Raw genomic sequence first — 19,266 nt, 5'->3', positions numbered from 1 at the left:
CGCTCTGGCGCTGCTAAATTACCAAGCAATCGCTTGGTTCGGAAGGCGGCGCGATGGGAATCTCCAGCAGCCACACCGAAAACGGCATCATCGAGGTGACAGTCGACATACCTCCGGTCAACGCCATCCCCGCGCGCGGCTGGTTCGAGCTGGCCGAGACGATCACCTACGCGGGCCGGGATCCCGAAGCACGGGTGGTGATCCTCAGGGCCGAGGGCCGCGGGTTCTGCGCGGGCGTCGACATCAAGGAGATCCAGCGCACGCCCGGTCACGAAGCGCTGATCGCCGCGAACCGGGGCTGCGCCAAGGCTTTCGCTGCTGTCTACGACTGCGAGGTGCCGGTCATCGCCGCGGTGAACGGGTTCTGCCTCGGCGGCGGCATCGGGCTGGTCGGCAACGCGGACGTGATCGTGGCGTCCGACGACGCCACGTTCGGCCTGCCCGAAGTCGATCGCGGCGCGCTCGGTGCCGCGACGCACCTGGCCAGGCTCGTGCCGCAGCACCTCATGCGGACGCTGTACTACACGGCCAGGAACATCAGCGCGCAGGCGTTGCACCACCACGGCAGCGTCTACGACGTCGTACCGCGTGAGCAGCTCGACGACGCGGCCCGCGAGATCGCCAAGGAGATCGCCAAGAAGGACCCGACGGTGATCCGCGCGGCCAAGGAGGCGATCAACGGCATCGACCCGCAGCGCGTGCACACCAGCTACCGCTACGAGCAGGGCTTCACCTTCGAGCTGAACCTCACCGGGGTGTCGGACCACGCCCGGCAGGCCTTCCTGGACGGAAACCATGCGCGACAAGCGAATGACGGCTGACGAGGCAGTAGCCGGGATCAAGGACGGCATGACCGTCGGCATCGGCGGCTGGGGCTCGCGGCGCAAGCCGATGGCCCTGGTCAAGGCGATTCTCCGCACAGACCTGAAAGACCTCACCATCGTCACGTACGGCGGACCGGACGTCGGCCTGCTGTGCGCGGCGGGCAAGGTCCGCAAGCTGGTCTACGGGTTCGTCTCGCTCGACACCATCCCGTACGACCCGTGGTTCAAGCGGGTCCGCGAAGCCGGCGGGATCGACGTGCTGGAGCTGGACGAGGGCATGTTCCAGACGGGGCTCAGGGCCGCCGCGCACCGGTTGCCGTTCCTGCCGATCAGGGCAGGCCTCGGCTCGGACGTGCTCAAGTACGCCCCCGAGCTCAGGACCGTCCGATCGCCCTACGACGACGGCGAGGAGCTGGTCGCCATGCCCGCGCTCAAGCTCGACGTGGCGCTGGTGCACCTCAACCGCGCGGACCGGCACGGCAACGCCCAGTACCTCGGGCCCGACCCGTACTTCGACGACCTGTTCTGCCTGGCCGCGGACCGGCGCTACGTCTCGTGCGAGCAGATCGTGGAGACGTTCGACGGGCCGCCGCAGACGTTGCTGCTCAACCGCATGATGGTCGACGGAGTCGTGGAGGCACCGGGTGGCGCGGGGTTCACGAGCTGCGTCCCCGACTACCCCCGCGACGAGAAGCTCCAGCGCGAGTACGCCGAAGCCGCGGGTGACCTGGAGAAATGGCCGGGCTTCTACGAGAGGTTGCTGGCATGAGCGACATCACCAGGGCCGAAATCTGCGTCACCGCGTGCGCCGACCTGTTCGCGGGCGCCGGTGAGACGCTCGCCAGCCCGATGGGCCTCATCCCGTCCCTCGGCGCGAAACTCGCCCGCCTCACCACCGAACCCGACCTCCTGCTCAGCGACGGCGAGGCGTTCCTGCTCACGCCCGAGTCCACTGTGGAGGGCTGGCTGCCGTACCGGAAGGTCTTCGACGTCGTCGCGCACGGCCGCCGGCACGTCGTGATGGGCGCGAACCAGGTCGACAGGTTCGGCAACCAGAACATCTCCGCGATCGGCGACCACGCCAGGCCCACCAGGCAGCTCCTCGGTTTCCGCGGCGCGCCTGGCAACACCGTCAACCACCGCACCAGCTACTGGGTGCCGCGGCACAGCCCGCGCGTGCTGGTCGAGACCGTCGACGTGGTCTCCGGTGTCGGCTACGACCACGCCGTGGGCCCGTTCCACGACATCCATCGTGTCGTCACGAACCTCGCCGTGCTCGACTTCAACACCCCCGACCACTCGATGCGCCTGGTGTCCACCCACCCCGGCGTGTCAGTCGACGAGGTGCAGAAGCAGACATCGTTCCCGCTCGCCGCGGCAGACGTCACGGAGACCAGGCTGCCCACCGACGAAGAGCTGAAGCTCCTCCGAACCGTGCTCGACCCGGACAGCAAGCGCGACCGGGAAGTCCCGTCATGAGAACCGCGCTGACCGAGCTCGTCGGCGTCCGTCATCCCGTCGTGCAGACGGGCATGGGCTGGGTCGCCGGGCCCCGCCTGGTCTCCGCGACCGCGGAGGCCGGAGGGCTCGGCATCCTGGCCTCGGCGACCATGACCTACGCAGAGCTGGAAGCCGCCATCAAGGAAACCCGTTCCCGCACGTCACAACCGTTCGGCGTGAACCTCCGCGCCGACGCCCAGGACGCGGCGAAGCGGGTCGACCTGCTGATCCGCGAACAGGTCAAGGTCGCTTCCTTCGCGCTGGCACCGAAACCCGACATGATCGCGAAGCTGAACGACGCCGGTGTCGTCGTGATCCCGTCGGTCGGCGCGGCCAGGCACGCGGAGAAGGTCGCGAAGTGGGGTGCCCACGCGGTGATCGTCCAGGGCGGCGAAGGCGGCGGCCACACCGGCGGCGTGGCGACGACCCTGCTCCTCCCGAGCGTGCTGGACGCCGTGGACATCCCGGTGATCGCTGCGGGCGGTTTCTTCGACGGCAGAGGGCTCGCGGCAGCACTCGCGTACGGTGCGGCCGGAATCGCGATGGGCACGAGGTTCCTGCTCACCCAGGAGAGCACGGTCCCCGACGCGGTCAAACACGCGTACCTGCGACGGGATCTGAACGGCACGGTCGTCACCACCCGTGTCGACGGCCTGCCGCACCGGGTCCTGCGCACCGACCTGGTCAACCACCTCGAACGGTCTGGCCGGGTCAGCAGCCTGACACGAGCGATCACCAACGCGGCCAGGTTCCGCCGGCACACCGGGCTCACCTGGCGCGCGATGATCCGCGAAGGCCTGGCCATGAAGCACGGCAAGGACCTCACCTGGTCACAGGTGATCATGGCCGCGAACACGCCGATGCTGCTGCGCGCCGGCCTCGTCGAGGGCAGGACCGACGCGGGCGTGCTCGCGTCCGGTCAGGTCGCCGGTCTGCTGCAGGACCTGCCGACGTGCGAGGACCTGATCACCGGCATCGTGCACGACGCCGAGAAGATCATCGCCAGAATGGGGAACAGTCTCAGAGACGTTCGATGATCGTCACGTTGGCCTGACCGCCGCCCTCGCACATCGTCTGCAGGCCGTACCGGCCGCCCGACCGCTCCAGCTCGTGCAGCAGCGTCGTGAACAGCTTCGTGCCGGTCGCGCCGATCGGGTGTCCCAGCGCCAGCGCTCCCCCGTTGACGTTGACCTTCCCCAGGTCGACGCGCAGCTCCTTGGCCCAGGCCAGTGGAACCGACGCGAACGCCTCGTTGATCTCGAACAGGTCGATGTCCGAAATGGACATCCCCGCTCGCTCCAGGGCGTACCGGGTGGCGCGGATCGGCGCGGTCAGCATGTAGATCGGGTCCGATCCGCGGGCGGAGAGGTGGTGCACCCGAGCCCGCGGCGTCAGCTTCCGCTCGCGCATCGCCCGTTCCGACACGACGAGAACCGCCGAGGCGCCATCGGAGATCTGGCTCGACAAGGCCGCCGTCGTCCGTCCACCCGGCCGCAACGGCTGCAGCGCCGCCATCTTCTCGGCACTGGTGTCCGGACGCGGGCACTCGTCGTGCACGACACCGTCGACCGGCGCGATCTCCCGGTCGAACCGGCCCTCCTTGATCGCGGTAAGCGCTCGCAGGTGGCTCTGCAGCGCGTACTCCTCCATCTCGCGCCGGGAGAGGTCCCACCGCACGGCGATCAGGTCGGCCGCGCGGAACTGGTTGACCTCCTCGTCGCCGTACCGGTGCTGCCAGCCCTCACAGCCCTCGAACGGACTGACCGTCATGGCCGATCCGATCGGCACCTGCGACATGTTCTGCACGCCGCCCGCGACCACGACGTCCGCCGTGCCGCTCATCACCGCCTGCGCCGCGAAGTGCAGCGCCTGCTGGCTCGACCCGCACTGCCGGTCGACGGTCACCCCGGGCACCTGCTCCGGGAACCCCGCGGCCAGCCACGAGGTCCGCGCGATGTCACCCGCCTGCGGCCCGACCGTGTCGACGCACCCGAAGATCACGTCGTCCACGTCGGTGGGATCGACGTCGACGCGGTTGAGCAGTGCCGTGATCACGTGCGCACCGAGATCGGCGGGATGCACGTGGCTCAGTTCGCCGCCACGCCTGCCCGCCGGAGTCCGCACAGCCTCGATGATGTACGCCTCGGCCACGAGGGCCCTCCTTCTACGTCTTGTTCCCCATCGAGTTCTTCCGGCGCCCGGTGGCGATGCCGTCGAGCAGGATCGCGAGGTACTGGTCGGCGACCGCGTCCGCGGACAGGCCTCCGCCCGGCCGGTACCAGCGCACGGCCACCCACACCGTGTCGCGGATGAACCGGTAGGCGAGGTCCACGTCGAGATCGGCGCGGAACACGCCCGCGCGCATGCCGTCCTCCAGCAGCACCGTCCACAGCTTGCGGAACTCCACGTTGCGGTCGTCCAGGTAGGAGAACCGCTCCAGCGGCATCAGGTGCTTGGACTCGTTCTGGTAGATCGCGACCTCGGCGTGCCGGCTGTCGATCGCCTCGAACGATGCCACGACCAGGGCTTTCAGCGTCTGCTTCGGTTCGAGGCCCGCGTCGACGATCTCGCGGTACCGGGTGAACAGCTCGTCGAGGAAGGTCCGCAGGATCTCGTCCACCATCGACTCCTTCGAGTCGAAGTGGTGGTAGAGGCTGCCGGACAGGATGCCCGCCGCGTCCGCGATGTCCCTGACCGTGGTCTGCCCGTAGCCACGTTCGGCGAACATCCGCGCGGCGAGCTCCAGCAGCTCCGCCCTCCTGCCGCTCATCGATCTTTCCTTCCTCACGGGTGCTGACTGCTCACCGAGACGACCTCGCCCGTCAGGTACGACGAGTAGTCGCTGGCGAGGAACACGATCACATTCGCGACCTCCCACGGCTCGGCGGCGCGCCCAAAAGCCTCACGGGACGCCAGCTCGGTCAGCAACTCCTCACTGGTGACCTTGGCCAGGAACGGGTGCGCCGCCAAGCTCGGGGCGACCGCGTTCACCCGGATGCCGTGCTCGGCCACGTCCATCGCGCTGCATCTCGTCAGCGCCATGACACCTGCTTTTGCCGCCGCGTAATGGGCTTGGCCTTTCTGGGCACGCCAGCCGACGACGCTCGCGTTGTTAACGACAACACCGCTTCGCTGGGCGACCATTTGGCGCAACACGGCCCTGGTGCAGCGGAACGTGCCGTTCAACGTCACGTCGAGAACGCGCGACCACTCGTCGTCGGTCATGTCCAGCACGGACTTCTCACCGCCGAGGCCCGCGTTGTTGACCATCACGTCGATGCGGCCGTAGCGCGCGACTGTTTCGTCTACGAGCGTCTGCACGTGCTGTTCGTTCGTGACATCGCACGGGATCGCGTGATCGGTGCCGAGCGACTCGTGCGTCTCCTTGAGGCGGCGCTCGTGCCAGTCGCTGATCACGACCGTCGCGCCCTCTTCGAGGCACCGTTTCGCGGTCGCCGAGCCGATACCCGTGCCCGCCGCGGCGGTCACGACGACGACCTTGTCCCTGAGCAGGTCGTGGCCGGTCATCGCGGTAGCCCCAGAATCCGGTGGGCGATGATCTCGCGCTGGATCTCGTCGGACCCGCCGTAGATGGTCTCCGCGCGGCTGAACAGGAACATCCGCTGCCACTCGTTGCCGTCGATCATCGACTCGGGGCCGAGCGACTCCATCGCGAGCTCACCGAGCCTGCGGTGCCACCCGCCCCAGAACAGCTTCAGCACGGACGCCTCCGGGCCAGGGTCGTCGTTGAGCGTTCTCACCGTGTGTGAGCGCATGACGTGGAGCTCGAGCCACGCTCTGGTCAGTTTCTCCCGCATGTGGTCAGGAGCCTTCGCCATGATCGCGTCGAGCTGGCGGCGGAAGCTCACCTGGTGGCCGAGCATCGCGGTGCCGCGCTCGAAGCCCAGCGTGGCCATCGCGATCTTCCAGCCCTGGCCGGGCTGCCCGACCACGTTCTCGCGAGCCGTGACCGCGCCGTCGAAGAAGACCTCGTTGAACTCCGACGTGCCGGTCAGCTGGCGGATCGGCCGGACCTCGATGCCGGGCTGGTGCATCGGCACGAGCAGGTAGGAGAGCCCGTGGTGGCGTTGTGATCCGGGCTCGGTGCGGCACAGGACGAAGATCCAGTCCGAGTAGTGCGCGTTCGACGTCCAGATCTTCTGGCCGTTGATCACCCACTGGTCGCCCTCGAGGGTCGCCTTCGTCTGGACGGACGCGAGGTCGGAGCCGGCACCCGGCTCGGAGTAGCCCTGGCACCACAGCTCGTCGAGTGAGCGGATCTTCGGCAGAAAGCGTTCCTTCTGCTCGGGGGTGCCGAACGCGATGAGCGTCGGGCCGAGCAGACCCTCACCCACGATGTCGACCTTCGCGGGCGCGTCGGCCTCCGCGTACTCCTCGTGGAAGACGACCTGCTCCTCCACGCTGCGCTCGCCCGGCCAGCCGAGGCACGTCCACCCGTGCGCGGCCAGGTGCCGGTGCCAGCGCAGCCGGCCCTCGAACGCCTCGTGCTCGCGGCCGGGCCCACCCAGGCCGCGCAGCTCCGCGAACTCACCGACGAGGTTGGCGGACAACCATTCCCGCACCTCGCGCCGGAAGGACTCCATGGGCCATACTCTAACCTACCAAGCACTTGCTTTGGAGGCCCAATGGAGGCCACAGTGGCCAGCGATCCAAGCAGGCAAACGGTTTCAGCGGTGCTCGACCGCGCTGCCTCGCTCTTCGGCGGCGCGGAAGCGTTGGTGGACGGGGACGTTCGCCTCACCTACACCGCGCTGCGGGCGCAGGTGCACACCGCCGCACGCGCACTCATCGGGATGGGTGTGCGGCCAGGCGACCGGGTGGCGTTGTGCGCGCCCAACTCGCGGCACTGGGTGGTCGCGGCACTGGGCGCCTTGCACGCGGGCGCCGCGCTGGTACCGATCAACACCCGGTTCACCGCTGCCGAGACGCTCGACGTGCTGCGGCGGAGCAAGGCGCGCGCCTTCATCGTCGAGGGCGAGTTCCTCGGCCGCGACCGGCTCGCGGAGCTGCGCGGAGAGGAGCTCCCCGAGATCATCGTGCGACTACCGGCCGACTGGCTCGACTGGGCCACGAACCTGCCGTCGCTCGATCCGGACCAGCTGTGCGACGTCATGTACACCTCGGGCACGACCGGGCGCAGCAAGGGCGCGATGAGCGCGCACCGGCAGTCGCTCAGGGTCGCGGAGGCGTGGGCGTCCTGCGGTGAGCTGTCGTCGAACGACCGGTACCTGATCGTCAACCCGTTCTTCCACACCTTCGGCTACAAGGCCGGGATTCTCGCCAGTTTGCTGCGCGGCGCGACGATCGTGCCGCAGCCGGTGTTCGACGTCGTGGAGACGATGCGGCTGATCGAACAGGAACGCATCACCGTGCTGCCGGGGCCGCCGACGATCTACCAGACGTTGCTCGACCACCCCGATCGCGGTTCGTTCGACCTGTCCAGCCTGCGTCTCGCGGTGACAGGCGCCGCGGTGGTGCCCGTGGCGCTGGTCGAGCGGATGCAGACGGAGCTGTCGTTCTCGACCGTGCTCACCGCGTACGGGCTCACGGAGGCCGTGGTGGCCACGATGTGCCGTCCCGAGGACTCACCGGAGACCGTCGCGCACACGTGCGGGCGGCCGATGGCGGACTTCGAGCTGCGGCTGGGCGAGAAGGACGAGGTGTTGCTGCGCGGCCCGAACGTGATGCTCGGGTACCTGGACGATCCGGAGGCGACCGCCGCGGCCATCGACGCCGAGGGATGGCTGCACACGGGCGATGTCGGACGCGTCGACGAACGCGGCTACCTGTCGATCACCGACCGGCTCAAGGACATGTACATCTGCGGCGGGTTCAACGTCTACCCCGCGGAGATCGAGCAGGCGCTGGCCCGGTTGCCGGGAGTCGCCGAGTCGGCCGTGGTGGGGATGGCCGACGCACGGCTCGGTGAGGTCGGCGTCGCGCACGTCGTCACCTCGCCCGGCCACGAGCTGACCGAGGACGAGGTGATCGAGTTCTGCCGCGGCCGGCTGGCCAACTACAAGGTGCCGCGGGCCGTCGAGTTCCACCCCGAGCTCCCCCGCAACGCCGGCGGCAAGGTCCTCAAACACCTACTGCGCAAGGAGAACGCGTGACAGTCTCGTATGAGCGGCGGGAGGCGGTCGCCGTCGTGACCATGAACCGCCCGGAGTACCGCAACGCGCAGAACTCGGCGATGACGTACGCGTTGGACGAGGCCTTCACGCGCGCGGTCGACGACGACGAGGTCAAGGTGATCGTCCTGGCCGGTGCCGGTGACCACTTCTCGGCGGGCCACGACATCGGCTCGCCCGGCCGGGACGTCGACGTGTCGTTCGAGCGCAAGGCCGTGCTGTGGTGGGACCACGTCGGGCGTTCCGGTGGTGATCTCCGCTTCGCCCGCGAGATGGAGGTCTACCTCGGCATGTGCCGGCGGTGGCGCGAGATCCCCAAGCCGATGATCGCGATGGTGCAGGGCGCGTGCGTGGCGGGCGGCCTGATGCTCGCCTGGGTGTGCGACCTGATCGTGGCCGCAGAGGACGCGTTCTTCGCCGATCCCGTGGTGCGTATGGGAATTCCCGGTGTCGAGTACTTCGCCCACCCGTGGGTGCTCGGCCCGCGCGCCGCCAAGGAGGTGCTCTTCACCGGCGACCGCTTCTCCGCCCAGCGCGCCTACGAATGGGGCATGGTCGCACGTGTCGTGCCGCGCGCCGAGCTGGAAACGTCGACGTTCCAGCTGGCTTCGCGGATCTCGGCGATGCCGCAGTTCGGGCTGGCTCTGGCCAAGAAGGCGGTCAACCAGTCCGAGGACCTCATGGGCATGAGGGCCGGGATGGACTCGGTGTTCGGGTTGCACCACCTCGCCCACGCCCACAACGCCGAGGTGAGCCCGGACGCGCTGGCGGGCATGGACGCCCGTTCGATGAAGAAGGCCTCCAGCTGATGGACCTCTCACTGGACTCCTCGACTCTTGAGTTCCAAGCCGAGGTGCGCTCGTGGCTGGCCGCGCACGTCCGGCCACTGTCCTCAATGGACACCTTGCAGGGCTTTGAAGAGCACCGCGCGTGGGAACGGCTGCTCGCCTCGGCCCGGTTGTCGGTGGTGTCGTGGCCAGAGGAGTTCGGTGGCCGCGACCTGGGTCTGCTGCAGTGGCTGATCTTCGAGGAGGAGTACCACGCCGCCGGCGCGCCCGGTCGCGTCTCCCAGAACGGCATCTTCCTGCTGGCGCCGACGTTGTTCTCTCACGGCACCGACGAGCAGCGCGCGCGGATCCTGCCGCCGATGGCGCGCGGCGACGAGGTGTGGGCGCAGGCGTGGTCGGAACCCGAGGCCGGATCCGACCTGGCGTCGTTGCGCAGCACCGCCGTTCGTCGTGATGGTGGCTGGCTGCTGCGCGGCCAGAAGACGTGGAGCTCGCGGGCGGCGTTCGCGGACAGGGCGTTCGGCCTGTTCCGGACCTCCGCGGAGGGACGTCACCGCGGCCTGACCTACCTGATGTTCGACCTGCGCGCCGACGGCGTCACCGTGCGGCCGATCAACCAGCTCGACGGCGAACCGGGCTTCGCCGAGATCTTCCTGGACGACGTGTTCGTACCGGACCACGACGTCATCGGCGAGGTCGGCGACGGCTGGCGCGTGGCGATGAGCACCGCGGGCAACGAACGCGGCCTGTCGTTGCGCAGTCCCGGCAGGTTCGTCGCCGCCGCGGGGCGGCTCGTGGAGCTGTACCGCAAGAACCCGGATCCGGCGTTGCGCGACCGGGTCGTCGACGCGTGGATCGGTGCCCAGGCCTACCGGCTGCACACGTTCGGCTCGCTGGCCAACCCGCCCACGGGACCGGCCGCGAGCGTCACGAAGGTGTTCTGGTCCGAGCTGGACGTGGCACTGCACGAGACCGCGATGGACCTGCTGGGCGAGGTCGCGCCGGGATGGCGGGACGGCTGGCTGTTCTCGCTGGCGGGGCCCATCTACGCCGGCACCAACGAGATCCAGCGCAACGTCATCGCCGAACGGATCCTGGGGTTGCCACGATGATGTTCACGCTGTCGCCGGAGCAGACGGACTTCGCCGGGGTGCTGCACGGGTTCCTCGCGGCGGGGAGGCGGGACCTGGCCGAGGTCGGGGTGGACGAGGTGACGGAGCCGGTCGACCTCGTGGTGGTGTTCGAGGAGCTGGGGCATCACGCGGTGCCGGGGCCGCTGATCGAGTCCCTGGCGGTGGTTCCGGCGCTGGTGGACGGGACGGCGACGGGTACCTCGTCGGTTGCCTTCCCACCTCACGTCCCGCACGCCGTCGAAGCCGACCACTACTTCCTCGTCGAAGGCGACACCCTCCGCGAGGCCGTCCCCACCGCCGGACTGTCCTCGGCGGACCCCGCCCGCCGCCTCGTCGAGCTGACCGGCGGCGCGGTGATCGCTACCGGTATCCCGGTCACCCGCGCCTTCGACCTCGGCGTTCTGACCTGCTCGGCACAGCTCCTCGGCCTCGGCCGCGCGATGCTCGAGATGACCACCGCCCACACCCTGGCCCGTACCCAGTTCGGCAGGCCGATCGGCTCCTTCCAGGCCGTCAAGCACCACCTCGCCAACGTCCTGATCGGACTGGAACTGGCCCGCCCGCTGGTGTTCGGCGCCGCCGTGACGATGACGACCCGCGACGTCTCGGCGGCCAAGGTCGCCGCCTCGGACGCCGCCTGGAACGCCGCCAGGACCGCCCTGCAGGTGCACGGCGCGATCGGCTACACCGCCGAGCACGAGCTCGGCCGGTTCCTGCTGCAGACCCGGGCCCTGCGCACCGCCTGGGGCAGCCCGTCGCTGCACCGAGCCCGCGTGCTGGAGGCGTTGTGACACCGGAACAACTCGCACTGCGCGACACCGTCCGCAGCCTGCTCGACAAGCACTCCGACATCCGTGCCGCGATCGAAGCCCCGCATGGCTACGACAAGGACCTGTGGGCGCGGCTGTGCGAGATCGGTGTCCTCCCGATCTCCGAGCAGCACGGCGGATCCGGTGCCGGGGTCGCGGAAACCCTGATGGCGCTGGAAGAACTCGGCCGCACGCTCACGCCCGCTCCCCTGCTCTCGTCGACGCTGGCCGCACAGGCACTGCTCGTCAGCGGAAACGACGAGGCCTGTGGCCGGCTGCTACCGCGGATCGCCGGCGGAACCGTCGCCGCACTCGCCTGGCCCTGGGCCACCGGTGACCACGTCACCACGGCTCCGCTCGACCACCCCGAGGTGACCACGGCTGTCTCCGACGGCCCTCTCCACGCCACCGTCCACCACGTCCTCGACGGCGACCACGCCGAAATCCTGCTGGTCACCGACGGCATCTCGCTCTACGAGGTCGATCCCGGCCAGCCCGGCGTCACGCGCGAACACACGCCGGCCATCGACCTGACCCGCCGCCTGGCCACCATCTGCCTCACCGACGCCGCCGCGACCCGCCTAGGCCCCTGGTCGTCCCAGGTACGTGACACGGCACTGGCCGCACTGTGCGCGGAACAGGTCGGCGCCGCCGCCAGAGCACTGGAGCTCACCGTCGAGTACACGAAGACCAGGGTCCAGTTCGGGCGGCCGATCGGTTCGTTCCAAGCGTTGAAGCACCGCATGGCGGACATGCACGTCCTGGTGGAGACCGCGAGGTCGGCCGCGCGGGCCGCCACCGACGAGGTGTCCGCAGCGGTCGCGAAGGTGTACTGCTCCGAAGCGTTCTGCAAGGTCGCGGCCGAGATGATCCAGCTGCACGGCGGCATCGCGATCACCTGGGAGCACGACGCACACCTCTACTTCAAGCGGGCGCACGGCAGCGCCCAGCTGTTCGGCAGCCCTCAAGATCACATCGACCGCCTCTCCCGTTCCGCACACCGGTGATCAGGCCGCTGCCTGGTCTCCTGGCTCGTGGACGAACGCATCCTTGACCCAGAACGCGCGCACGAGCGGTTGGACGACGACACCCTCCGTTCCGTGCGCGAGGACCACTTCGGCGGCGAGCCGGCGCAGGCCGAGGCGACGTTGCTGCTGAGCATGGCGTACGGGGAAATCGGCATCACGAGGGAAGAGCGAGGCCGATGTCGTGCTGTCCGCCGATGCGGCGCGGCACGGCGGGCGCCGGTTGCGCCGGGCTTGGCGCGAGCCGCCCGACGGGGCGAAGCGGGTGTACGTGCTGCAGGTCGCCGAAGGTGTGAACCTGCTGGGCGCGTTCGCCGGGCTCTCCGGGCGGTTGTGGGTCGTGTTGCAGCAGAGGTGGCCGCTGGAGGTCGTGGCCGAGGGCGAACCGCTGCCGCCCTGCCAGGCCGCAGCGATGACCATCGCCCCGCAGATCTGGAGCAGCTAACCGGTCAGCCGCTCCAGCAGGCGCCGGAACTTCGGACACTCCATGTGCGTCGGCGCCGGGCACGACGCGGCGTGCCGCAACCCGTCGCGCATGACCGTCAGCCGGCGGATCGTCGCGTCCAGTTCGTCCGCCTTGCTCGTGAGCAGCGCGCGGTCCAGGCGCGGGCTGCCGTCGGGGGCGAACATCACCGCGATCTCCTCGAGGGTGAAGCCCGCCGCGCGGCCCACCGAGATCAGCGCCAGCCGCTGGAAGACGCCCTGGTCGAACACCCGCGTGAGGCCGCGCCGGCCGACCGATCCGATCAGGCCGCGCTCCTCGTAGTAGCGCAGAGTGGACGCTGGCACGCCGGATCGCCGCACCACCTCGCCGATACCCAGCTCCTGCATGACACTTGACCTCAAGCCGACTTGAAGTAGGACGGTAGGAGCATGACACCAGAGGTCAACAGCGAACAGGCCGCACTGTGGAACGGGCCCGGCGGGCACGGCTGGGCCGCGGCACGGGACATGGTCGACGTGGTTCTCCAGCCGTTCGAGGACCTGCTCGTCGCGGCGGCGCGGGAGAGGCCGCGCACCGGGGTGCTCGATGTCGGATGCGGGACCGGGGGCGTGACCAGGGCGATCGCGGCGGCACTCGGCGACGTGCCGTGCGTCGGCGTCGACATTTCCGGGCCGCAGATCGCCGTCGCGCAGGAGAGCACGAACGTGCGGTTCGTGCACGCGGACGCGCAGGTGCACGCGTTCGAGCCGCAGTTCGACCTGATCGTGTCGCGGTTCGGGGTCATGTTCTTCGACGACCCGGTGGCCGCGTTCCGCAACCTCGGCAAGGCCGCGAAGCCCGGTGGCGAGCTGCGGGTCGTCGTCTGGCGCGGCAAGGACGAGAACCCGTTCATGACCACCGCGGAACGGGCCGTCGCGCCGCTGATGCCGGATCTGCCGACGTTCGATGCCGACGCGCCCGGGCCGTACGGGCTCGCCGACCCCGACCGGGCGCGGAAGGTGCTGGACGACAGCGGGTGGACCGGCGTCGACATCCGGAAGGTCGATCTGACCTGCACCATGCCAGAGGACGTGTTGCCGACGTACCTGACGATGCTCGGGCCGGTGGGCCGGGCACTCCAGCCCATGCCCGAACACGAACGCGCGGAGGTGCTCGGCACCGTGCTCCGCGCGTTCGAGGAGTTCGTGCAGGACGGGGAAGTCCGCTTCCCCACCGCGTCGTGGGAGATCAGGGCCCTAACTCCACTCTGACTGGCGCTGGGCGGTGAGCAGGTTGTCGAGGACCTCGCCGGACCAGCCTCGGGTGTCCAGCTCGGCGTGCACGGCGTAGCGGCCGCGGTAGAACAGCAACGGCTGCGCGTCGCGCACCGGGCCGAGCTCGACGACCGAGCCGACGACCATGTGGTGGTCGCCGGCGTCGTGCACCGCCGAAACCCGACAGTCGACCCAGGTCAGGGCGCCGTCGAGCACCGGGGCACCGGTGGCCGACGGCGTCCAGGCCACTCCGGCGAACTTGTCCACGCCGGCCTTCCCGAACACCGTCGAGATCTCCCGCTGGTCCTCGGCCAGCACGTTCACGCAGAACGCGCCGGACGCCGCCATCGCCGCCCAGCTGCGCGAAGTCCGTTGTGGACAGAAAAGCACGAGGGGCGGGTCGAGCGACAACGCCGCGAACGCCTGGCAGGCGAACCCGACCGGCCCGTCCGCAGACATGCCGGTCACCACGGTCACTCCCGTGCAGAAGTGACCGAGGACGGAGCGGTAGCGGGCTACTTCTGGTAGCCCACGCTGAAGTCGTGTCCCCACAGGCTCACCGCCGTGCTCTCGCGTGCGATCCAGTCCTCATCGGACACCTGCCGTCCCTCGCAGCCGAACTCGACGTCGAACCCGCCGGGTGTCTTCATGTAGAACGACAGCATCAGGTCGTTGACGTGCCGGCCGAGCGTTGCCGACATCGGCACCTTGCGCCGCATCGCGCGGTCCAGGGTCAGGCCGACGTCGTCGGTGTTCTCGACCTCGACCATCAGGTGCACGATCCCGCTCGGCGTCGGCATCGGCAGGAACGCCAGGCTGTGGTGGCGCGGGTTGCAGCCGAAGAACCGCAGCCACGCCGGTGGCCCGTCCGCCGGACGGCCGACGAACTGCGGAGGCAACCGCATCGAGTCGCGCAGCCGGAAGCCCAGCACGTCCCGGTAGAAGTGCAACGCCGCCTCGTCGTCCGAAGTGGACAGCACGACGTGCCCGAGACCCTGCTCCTCGGTCACGAACCGGTGCCCGTACGGCGACACCACCCGCCGGTGCTCCAGAGCGGCGCCGTGGAACACCTCCAGGGTGTTGCCGGAGGGGTCGTCGAAGCGAATCAGCCCGTTGACCCGGCGCTCGGCCAAATCCGAAGCCGAACCCTCCACCACCGCGACACCGGCGGAAGCCAGCCGCTTCGCCACCTCGTCCAGTTCGGCCTCGGTCGCGACCTCCCAGCCAGAGGCCTGCAAGCGGTCCGCGGTTCCGGGGACGATCACCAGCCGCGCCGGGAAGTCGTCCATCCGCAGATAAAGAGCGCCTTCCGTGGAGCCCTTGCCCTCGACCATGCCGAGGACCTTCAGTCCGAACTCGCGCCACCGGTCCATGTCGGTGGCCTCGATCCGGAGATAACCCAGCGATCGGATCCCCATCACGCCTCCGTCAAGAAGTCGGTCGCCAGCCGGTTGAACTCGTCGAACTTTTCGAGCTGTGCCCAGTGGCCGCAGCCGCCGAACACGTGCAGTTGCGCCCGCGGGATCAGCTTCAGCGCCAGCAAGGCACCGTCGAGCGGATTGACCCGGTCTTCGCGTCCCCAGACCAGCAACACCCGCTGGCGCAACCGATATGCCTCCCGCCAGAGCATCCCCTGCTCGAAGTCCGGCCCGGCGAACGACTTGCCGAGAGCGGCCATGGCGCGCAACGACTCCGGCTGCCGCGCCGCCTCGAACCGTTCGTCGATCAGCTCCTCGGTGACCAGCGACTGGTCGAACACCATGATGCGCAGGAACTCCTCGATCTTCTCCCGTGTCGGGTCCTTCGCGAACGCGCTGAGTTTCCGCACACCCTCGGTCGGGTCCGGAGAGAAGACGTTGAGGGACAAGCCTCCCGGCCCCATCAGCACGAGCCGTCCGGCACGCTTGCCGTGGTCGAGAGCGAACCGGACCGCGGTGCCACCGCCGAGCGAGTTGCCCAGGATGTGCGCCTGCTCGACACCCAGCTCGTCGAGCAGGTCCTTCAGCGCCCGTGCCGCGAAGGTGAAGTACTGGTCGTGCTCTGCGGGCTTGTCGGACTGGCCGTAGCCGGGCATGTCCACGGCCAGCACGCGGAACGACTTCGCGAACACCGGGATGTTGCGGCCGAAGTTGCTCATCGCCGACGCGCCGGGCCCGCCGCCGTGCAGCAGGACCAGCGTCTCGGAGTGGTCGGTGCCCGCCTCGTGGTAGTGCAGCCGCACGTTCATCAACGCCCCCTCAGAACAGCCCGTCGCGGACCTGGATGCCGAGCTCGCCCTTGCCGTACATGACGAGCACGCGCTCCGGGTCGTTGGCCGCGTGCACGCGTGCGGCGTGCGCGTCGCGCCAGAACCGGGGCAGCGGCAGGCCGCTGTTGATGGCCTTGCCGCCCGCGCTCTCGAAGAGCCGGTCGATCGCGGAGATCGCCCGCGCACTGCCGAGCACCTGGTCGCGCCGCGCCCTCAGCCGCAGCTCGATCGGGATCTTCGTGCCGGCGACGGCGTGCTCCCACTCGTCGTTGATGTCCTTCTCGAGCTGCCACCACGCCGTGTCGATGTCGTTGGACGCCATCGCGATCCGCACCTGGGCGAACGGGTCCTCGACGGACTTCTCACCCAGGTAGGCGGCCCGGACCCGCTCACGGGTGGCGTTGACGTGCACCTCGTACGCGCCGTACGCCATGCCGATCATCGGCGCGGTGATCGCGTACGGGTGGATCGTCCCGTACGGCATCCGGAAGAGCGGGCCGGGATTGACGTCCTGGCCGGGGCAGACGCAGCGCGCGGTGTGCATCATGCTCAGCGTCCGGTGCTCCGGCACGAACACGTCGGAGACCACGATGTCGTTGCTGCCGGTGCCGCGCAGACCGACCGTGTCCCACACGTCGTTGATCGTGTAGTCGGCGATCGGCAGCAGGAACGTGCGGAAGTCGACGGGCTTGCCCTCGTCGTTCATCACCAGGCCGCCGAGCAGCACCCACGTCGCGTGGTCGCAGCCGGACGAGAAGCTCCACTTGCCGCTGAACCGGAACCCGCCCTCGACGGGGGTCGCGCGGCCGGTCGGCGCGTACGAGGACGAGATCCGCGTGTCCCGGTCCTCGCCGAACACCTCGTCCTGCGCCCGGACGTCGAACAACCCGACGTGCCACGGGTGCACGCCCAGCACGGACGCGACCCAGCCCGTCGACCCGCACGCGCTGCCGATCAGCTTCACCGCCGTGTAGAAGTCGAGCGGATGCGACTCGAAGCCGCCGTACCGCACGGGTTGCAGCATCCGGAAGAACCCGGTCTCCTGCAACGCCTTCACCGACTCCGGCGGCACCTTGCGCAGCTCCTCCGCCTCCTGCGCGCGTTCCCGCAGAGCAGGCAGCAGATCCCGCACCTTGCCGAGGATTTCCTCGCTCATCGGACTTTCTCCCTGCTCAGCTCCAGTGCGATGTCGATCAGCTGGTCCTCCTGCCCGCCCACGAGCTTGCGCTCGCCCGCGCGCACGAGGATCTGCGCGCCGGACACGCCGTAGCGTTTCGCCTGTGTGTAAGCGTGTTTGAGGAAGCTGGAGTAGACGCCCGCGTAACCCATCATCAGCGCCATCCGGTCGAGCAAGCACTCCTCCGGCATCACGGGCCGGACGACGTCCTCGGCCGCGTCCACGATCTTGAAGAAGTCGACGCCGGTCTCGAACCCGAGCTTGTCGCACACACCGACGAACGCCTCCAGCGGCGTGTTTCCCGCGCCCGCACCGAATCCGCGCACGCTGCCGTCGATCTGCTTCGCCCCGGCTCTCACCGCCGCGACCGAGTTCGCGACGCTCAGCCCGAGGTTCTCGTGCCCGTGGAACCCGACCTGGGCGTCATCGCCGAGCTCGGCCACCAGTGCGGCCACCCGGTCGGAAACCTGTTCCAGCACCAGGGCGCCGGCCGAGTCGACGACGTACACGCACTGGCAGCCCGCGTCCGCCATGATGCGGGCTTGACGAGCCAGCGCCTCCGGTGGCTGCGAGTGCGCCATCATCAGGAACCCGACGGTCTCCAGTCCGCGCTCGCGCGCGAGCTGGAAGTGCTGCACCGAGACGTCCGCCTCGGTGCAGTGCGTGGCGATCCGGACGATCGACGCCCCGTTGTCCTGCGACACCAGGATGTCGTCCTTCACACCGACACCGGGCAGCATCAGCACCGCGATCCTGGCCCGCTGGGCCGTCTCGGCGGCGACCTTGATCAGCTCCTGCTCCGGCGTGAGGCTGAAGCCGTAGTTGAACGACGACCCGCCGAGCCCGTCGCCGTGCGTCACCTCGATGACCGGCACCCCGGCGCCGTCGAGTGCCGCCACGATCGACCGGACGTCCTCGACCGTGAACTGGTGCCGCTTGTGGTGCGAGCCGTCACGCAGTGACGTGTCGGTCAGCCGCAGAATCGGACGCTGCTGCATTCGCGATCTCCTCCCCCACCTTCGTCGCGGCGGCCGTCATGATGTCGAGGTTCCCGGCGTAGGCAGGTAAGAAGTCGCCCGCGCCCTCGATCTCGACGAAGATCGACACGCGGCCGGCGTCGAACTGCGGCTCGCTCAGCAACCGGAACCCCGGCACGTACGAGCGGAGGTCGGTCTCCATCCGCGCGATCGAGTCCGTGATCGCGTCCGGATCGGCGTCCTCGGGGATCGCGCAGAAGATCGTGTCGCGCATGATCATCGGAGGATCCGCCGGGTTGAGCACGATGATCGCCTTGCCGCGCTCCGCTCCCCCGATCGCCTCGATGCCCTTGCTGGTCGTGCGGGTGAACTCGTCGATGTTGGCCCGCGTCCCCGGTCCCGCCGACACCGACGCCACGCTCGCGACGATCTCCGCGTACGACACCGGGACGACGCGCGACACCGCGTGCACCATTGGAATCGTGGCCTGGCCACCGCACGTGATCAGGTTGATGTTGGGCGCGTCCTGGTGCTCGCCGAGGTTCACCGGGGGCACGACGTACGGCCCGACCGCCGCCGGTGTCAGGTCGATCGCCCGGATGCCCGCCTCCGCGTAGCGCGGCGCGTTGGCCCGGTGCACCGCCGCGGACGTCGCCTCGAAGACGACGTCCGGCAGCTCGTCCTGACGCAGCAACCACTCCGCGCCGTCGACCGACACCTCCAGGCCCAGCGACGCCGCCCGGCGCAGACCCTCGCTGGCCGGGTCGATGCCCACCATCCAGCGCGGTTCCAGCACCGGCGAGCGCAGGAGCTTGTAGAGCAGGTCGGTGCCGATGTTGCCGGACCCGATGATGGCCGCCTTCACAGAGACCACCAGCCTCCGCCGCAGGCGCTGCGCACAATTCGATGGTGGGGCGTCGTGCTCATCATGGCTC

General features: G+C 69.3%; 22 protein-coding genes. 11 read left to right on the top strand and 11 right to left on the bottom strand.

Annotated elements, in window-relative coordinates; translation table 11 throughout:
* The first annotated feature begins 53 nt into the window (after positions 1 to 53).
* The 4 genes from ABFX45_RS04515 to ABFX45_RS04500 are packed head-to-tail and all read left to right on the top strand — an operon-like array spanning position 54 to position 3,361.
* Positions 54 to 821, top strand: coding sequence for an enoyl-CoA hydratase family protein (locus ABFX45_RS04515; protein ID WP_109636714.1), 768 nt, complete (start codon positions 54 to 56; stop codon positions 819 to 821).
* The gene (locus ABFX45_RS04510; protein WP_112225379.1) at positions 796 to 1,593 is read left to right on the top strand and encodes a CoA transferase subunit A; all 798 of its coding nucleotides are present in this window, start codon (positions 796 to 798) and stop codon (positions 1,591 to 1,593) included. Before ABFX45_RS04515 ends, ABFX45_RS04510 begins: the two co-directional genes overlap by 26 nt.
* Positions 1,590 to 2,303, top strand: coding sequence for a CoA-transferase subunit beta (locus ABFX45_RS04505; protein WP_109636712.1), 714 nt, complete (start codon positions 1,590 to 1,592; stop codon positions 2,301 to 2,303). The genes ABFX45_RS04510 and ABFX45_RS04505 overlap by 4 nt, the downstream gene beginning before the upstream one ends.
* On the top strand, positions 2,300 to 3,361 hold the full coding sequence (locus ABFX45_RS04500) for an NAD(P)H-dependent flavin oxidoreductase (RefSeq protein WP_346127800.1): 1,062 nt from the start codon (positions 2,300 to 2,302) through the stop codon (positions 3,359 to 3,361). The genes ABFX45_RS04505 and ABFX45_RS04500 overlap by 4 nt, the downstream gene beginning before the upstream one ends.
* Here the strand turns inward: ABFX45_RS04500 and ABFX45_RS04495 are convergent.
* From ABFX45_RS04495 to ABFX45_RS04480, 4 genes are read right to left on the bottom strand one after another with little or no spacing between them, the layout of a single operon-like run.
* Positions 3,345 to 4,475, bottom strand: a complete 1,131-nt coding sequence (locus tag ABFX45_RS04495) for an acetyl-CoA C-acetyltransferase (RefSeq protein WP_109636710.1) — start codon at positions 4,473 to 4,475, stop codon at positions 3,345 to 3,347. The two genes, ABFX45_RS04500 and ABFX45_RS04495, sit on opposite strands and share 17 nt — an antisense overlap.
* A 13-nt stretch (positions 4,476 to 4,488) precedes the next feature.
* Positions 4,489 to 5,094: a TetR/AcrR family transcriptional regulator gene (locus ABFX45_RS04490; protein ID WP_109636709.1), complete on the bottom strand. Its 606-nt coding sequence runs from the start codon at positions 5,092 to 5,094 to the stop codon at positions 4,489 to 4,491.
* Positions 5,095 to 5,108: 14 nt separating this feature from the next.
* Positions 5,109 to 5,852, bottom strand: coding sequence for an SDR family oxidoreductase (locus ABFX45_RS04485; RefSeq protein ID WP_109636708.1), 744 nt, complete (start codon positions 5,850 to 5,852; stop codon positions 5,109 to 5,111).
* Positions 5,849 to 6,928 carry an acyl-CoA dehydrogenase family protein gene (locus tag ABFX45_RS04480; RefSeq protein WP_346127796.1) on the bottom strand — a complete coding sequence of 360 codons (1,080 nt, stop codon included), beginning with the start codon at positions 6,926 to 6,928 and terminating at the stop codon, positions 5,849 to 5,851. The genes ABFX45_RS04485 and ABFX45_RS04480 overlap by 4 nt, the downstream gene beginning before the upstream one ends.
* 42 nt (positions 6,929 to 6,970) lie before the next feature.
* On the opposite strand from ABFX45_RS04480, the gene ABFX45_RS04475 reads away from it, so the two are divergent.
* The 6 genes from ABFX45_RS04475 to ABFX45_RS04450 all read left to right on the top strand — a co-directional run bounded on the left by ABFX45_RS04475 (position 6,971) and on the right by ABFX45_RS04450 (position 12,676).
* Positions 6,971 to 8,458, top strand: a complete 1,488-nt coding sequence (locus tag ABFX45_RS04475; RefSeq protein ID WP_346127794.1) for a FadD3 family acyl-CoA ligase — start codon at positions 6,971 to 6,973, stop codon at positions 8,456 to 8,458.
* Positions 8,455 to 9,285, top strand: coding sequence for an enoyl-CoA hydratase (locus ABFX45_RS04470; protein ID WP_346127792.1), 831 nt, complete (start codon positions 8,455 to 8,457; stop codon positions 9,283 to 9,285). Before ABFX45_RS04475 ends, ABFX45_RS04470 begins: the two co-directional genes overlap by 4 nt.
* On the top strand, positions 9,285 to 10,376 hold the full coding sequence (locus ABFX45_RS04465) for an acyl-CoA dehydrogenase family protein (RefSeq protein WP_346127790.1): 1,092 nt from the start codon (positions 9,285 to 9,287) through the stop codon (positions 10,374 to 10,376). The genes ABFX45_RS04470 and ABFX45_RS04465 overlap by 1 nt, the downstream gene beginning before the upstream one ends.
* The gene (locus ABFX45_RS04460; RefSeq protein WP_346127788.1) at positions 10,373 to 11,188 is read left to right on the top strand and encodes an acyl-CoA dehydrogenase family protein; all 816 of its coding nucleotides are present in this window, start codon (positions 10,373 to 10,375) and stop codon (positions 11,186 to 11,188) included. The genes ABFX45_RS04465 and ABFX45_RS04460 overlap by 4 nt, the downstream gene beginning before the upstream one ends.
* Positions 11,185 to 12,213 (top strand): acyl-CoA dehydrogenase family protein, encoded by a 1,029-nt coding sequence (locus ABFX45_RS04455; protein WP_346127786.1) that lies wholly within the window; start codon positions 11,185 to 11,187, stop codon positions 12,211 to 12,213. The genes ABFX45_RS04460 and ABFX45_RS04455 overlap by 4 nt, the downstream gene beginning before the upstream one ends.
* A gap of 202 nt (positions 12,214 to 12,415) precedes the next feature.
* Positions 12,416 to 12,676 carry a hypothetical protein gene (locus tag ABFX45_RS04450; RefSeq protein WP_346127784.1) on the top strand — a complete coding sequence of 87 codons (261 nt, stop codon included), beginning with the start codon at positions 12,416 to 12,418 and terminating at the stop codon, positions 12,674 to 12,676.
* Here ABFX45_RS04450 and ABFX45_RS04445 read toward each other — a convergent pair.
* The gene (locus ABFX45_RS04445; protein WP_109636700.1) at positions 12,673 to 13,062 is read right to left on the bottom strand and encodes a helix-turn-helix domain-containing protein; all 390 of its coding nucleotides are present in this window, start codon (positions 13,060 to 13,062) and stop codon (positions 12,673 to 12,675) included. The two genes, ABFX45_RS04450 and ABFX45_RS04445, sit on opposite strands and share 4 nt — an antisense overlap.
* Before the next feature lie 42 nt (positions 13,063 to 13,104).
* On the opposite strand from ABFX45_RS04445, the gene ABFX45_RS04440 reads away from it, so the two are divergent.
* A complete protein-coding gene (locus ABFX45_RS04440) occupies positions 13,105 to 13,926 on the top strand; it encodes a class I SAM-dependent methyltransferase (RefSeq protein WP_109636699.1) in 822 nt (273 codons plus the stop codon).
* Here the strand turns inward: ABFX45_RS04440 and hsaB are convergent.
* From hsaB to ABFX45_RS04410, 6 genes are read right to left on the bottom strand one after another with little or no spacing between them, the layout of a single operon-like run.
* Positions 13,912 to 14,481: a 3-hydroxy-9,10-secoandrosta-1,3,5(10)-triene-9,17-dione monooxygenase reductase subunit gene (gene hsaB / locus ABFX45_RS04435; RefSeq protein WP_346127781.1), complete on the bottom strand. Its 570-nt coding sequence runs from the start codon at positions 14,479 to 14,481 to the stop codon at positions 13,912 to 13,914. The genes ABFX45_RS04440 and hsaB overlap by 15 nt on opposite strands.
* Complete coding sequence (gene hsaC, locus ABFX45_RS04430) at positions 14,445 to 15,347, bottom strand: iron-dependent extradiol dioxygenase HsaC (protein ID WP_109636698.1); 903 nt, start codon at positions 15,345 to 15,347, stop codon at positions 14,445 to 14,447. The genes hsaB and hsaC overlap by 37 nt, the downstream gene beginning before the upstream one ends.
* Positions 15,347 to 16,156, bottom strand: coding sequence for a 4,5:9,10-diseco-3-hydroxy-5,9,17-trioxoandrosta-1(10),2-diene-4-oate hydrolase (hsaD, locus tag ABFX45_RS04425; protein WP_109636697.1), 810 nt, complete (start codon positions 16,154 to 16,156; stop codon positions 15,347 to 15,349). Before hsaD ends, hsaC begins: the two co-directional genes overlap by 1 nt.
* 10 nt (positions 16,157 to 16,166) lie before the next feature.
* Entirely contained in the window at positions 16,167 to 17,333 is a 1,167-nt protein-coding gene (gene hsaA, locus ABFX45_RS04420) for a 3-hydroxy-9,10-secoandrosta-1,3,5(10)-triene-9,17-dione monooxygenase oxygenase subunit (RefSeq protein WP_109636696.1), read from the bottom strand.
* Positions 17,330 to 18,352, bottom strand: coding sequence for a 4-hydroxy-2-oxovalerate aldolase (gene dmpG / locus ABFX45_RS04415; protein WP_109636695.1), 1,023 nt, complete (start codon positions 18,350 to 18,352; stop codon positions 17,330 to 17,332). The genes hsaA and dmpG overlap by 4 nt, the downstream gene beginning before the upstream one ends.
* Positions 18,306 to 19,205, bottom strand: a complete 900-nt coding sequence (locus ABFX45_RS04410) for an acetaldehyde dehydrogenase (acetylating) (RefSeq protein ID WP_346127777.1) — start codon at positions 19,203 to 19,205, stop codon at positions 18,306 to 18,308. The genes dmpG and ABFX45_RS04410 overlap by 47 nt, the downstream gene beginning before the upstream one ends.
* Positions 19,206 to 19,266 lie beyond the last annotated feature (61 nt).

It is taken from the genome of Lentzea roselyniae, from assembly GCF_039537795.1.
GTDB classification, from domain to species: Bacteria; Actinomycetota; Actinomycetes; order Mycobacteriales; family Pseudonocardiaceae; genus Lentzea; species Lentzea atacamensis.
Note: the sequence above shows the minus strand (reverse complement) of the source record. Positions and strands in the feature narration are given on the sequence as shown.

Excerpts from the sequence above, each read along its gene's own strand:
- ABFX45_RS04485 (WP_109636708.1), bottom strand. The coding sequence starts at position 5,852 with ATGACCGGCCACGACCTGCTCAGGGACAAGGTCGTCGTCGTGACCGCC.
- hsaA (WP_109636696.1), bottom strand. The coding sequence starts at position 17,333 with ATGAGCGAGGAAATCCTCGGCAAGGTGCGGGATCTGCTGCCTGCTCTG.
- ABFX45_RS04465 (WP_346127790.1), top strand. The coding sequence starts at position 9,285 with ATGGACCTCTCACTGGACTCCTCGACTCTTGAGTTCCAAGCCGAGGTG.
- hsaC (WP_109636698.1), bottom strand. The coding sequence starts at position 15,347 with ATGGGGATCCGATCGCTGGGTTATCTCCGGATCGAGGCCACCGACATG.
- ABFX45_RS04460 (WP_346127788.1), top strand. The coding sequence starts at position 10,373 with ATGATGTTCACGCTGTCGCCGGAGCAGACGGACTTCGCCGGGGTGCTG.
- ABFX45_RS04515 (WP_109636714.1), top strand. The coding sequence starts at position 54 with ATGGGAATCTCCAGCAGCCACACCGAAAACGGCATCATCGAGGTGACA.
- ABFX45_RS04445 (WP_109636700.1), bottom strand. The coding sequence starts at position 13,062 with ATGCAGGAGCTGGGTATCGGCGAGGTGGTGCGGCGATCCGGCGTGCCA.
- hsaD (WP_109636697.1), bottom strand. The coding sequence starts at position 16,156 with ATGAACGTGCGGCTGCACTACCACGAGGCGGGCACCGACCACTCCGAG.
- dmpG (WP_109636695.1), bottom strand. The coding sequence starts at position 18,352 with ATGCAGCAGCGTCCGATTCTGCGGCTGACCGACACGTCACTGCGTGAC.
- ABFX45_RS04475 (WP_346127794.1), top strand. The coding sequence starts at position 6,971 with ATGGAGGCCACAGTGGCCAGCGATCCAAGCAGGCAAACGGTTTCAGCG.
- ABFX45_RS04490 (WP_109636709.1), bottom strand. The coding sequence starts at position 5,094 with ATGAGCGGCAGGAGGGCGGAGCTGCTGGAGCTCGCCGCGCGGATGTTC.
- ABFX45_RS04510 (WP_112225379.1), top strand. The coding sequence starts at position 796 with ATGCGCGACAAGCGAATGACGGCTGACGAGGCAGTAGCCGGGATCAAG.
- ABFX45_RS04440 (WP_109636699.1), top strand. The coding sequence starts at position 13,105 with ATGACACCAGAGGTCAACAGCGAACAGGCCGCACTGTGGAACGGGCCC.
- ABFX45_RS04480 (WP_346127796.1), bottom strand. The coding sequence starts at position 6,928 with ATGGAGTCCTTCCGGCGCGAGGTGCGGGAATGGTTGTCCGCCAACCTC.
- ABFX45_RS04500 (WP_346127800.1), top strand. The coding sequence starts at position 2,300 with ATGAGAACCGCGCTGACCGAGCTCGTCGGCGTCCGTCATCCCGTCGTG.
- ABFX45_RS04505 (WP_109636712.1), top strand. The coding sequence starts at position 1,590 with ATGAGCGACATCACCAGGGCCGAAATCTGCGTCACCGCGTGCGCCGAC.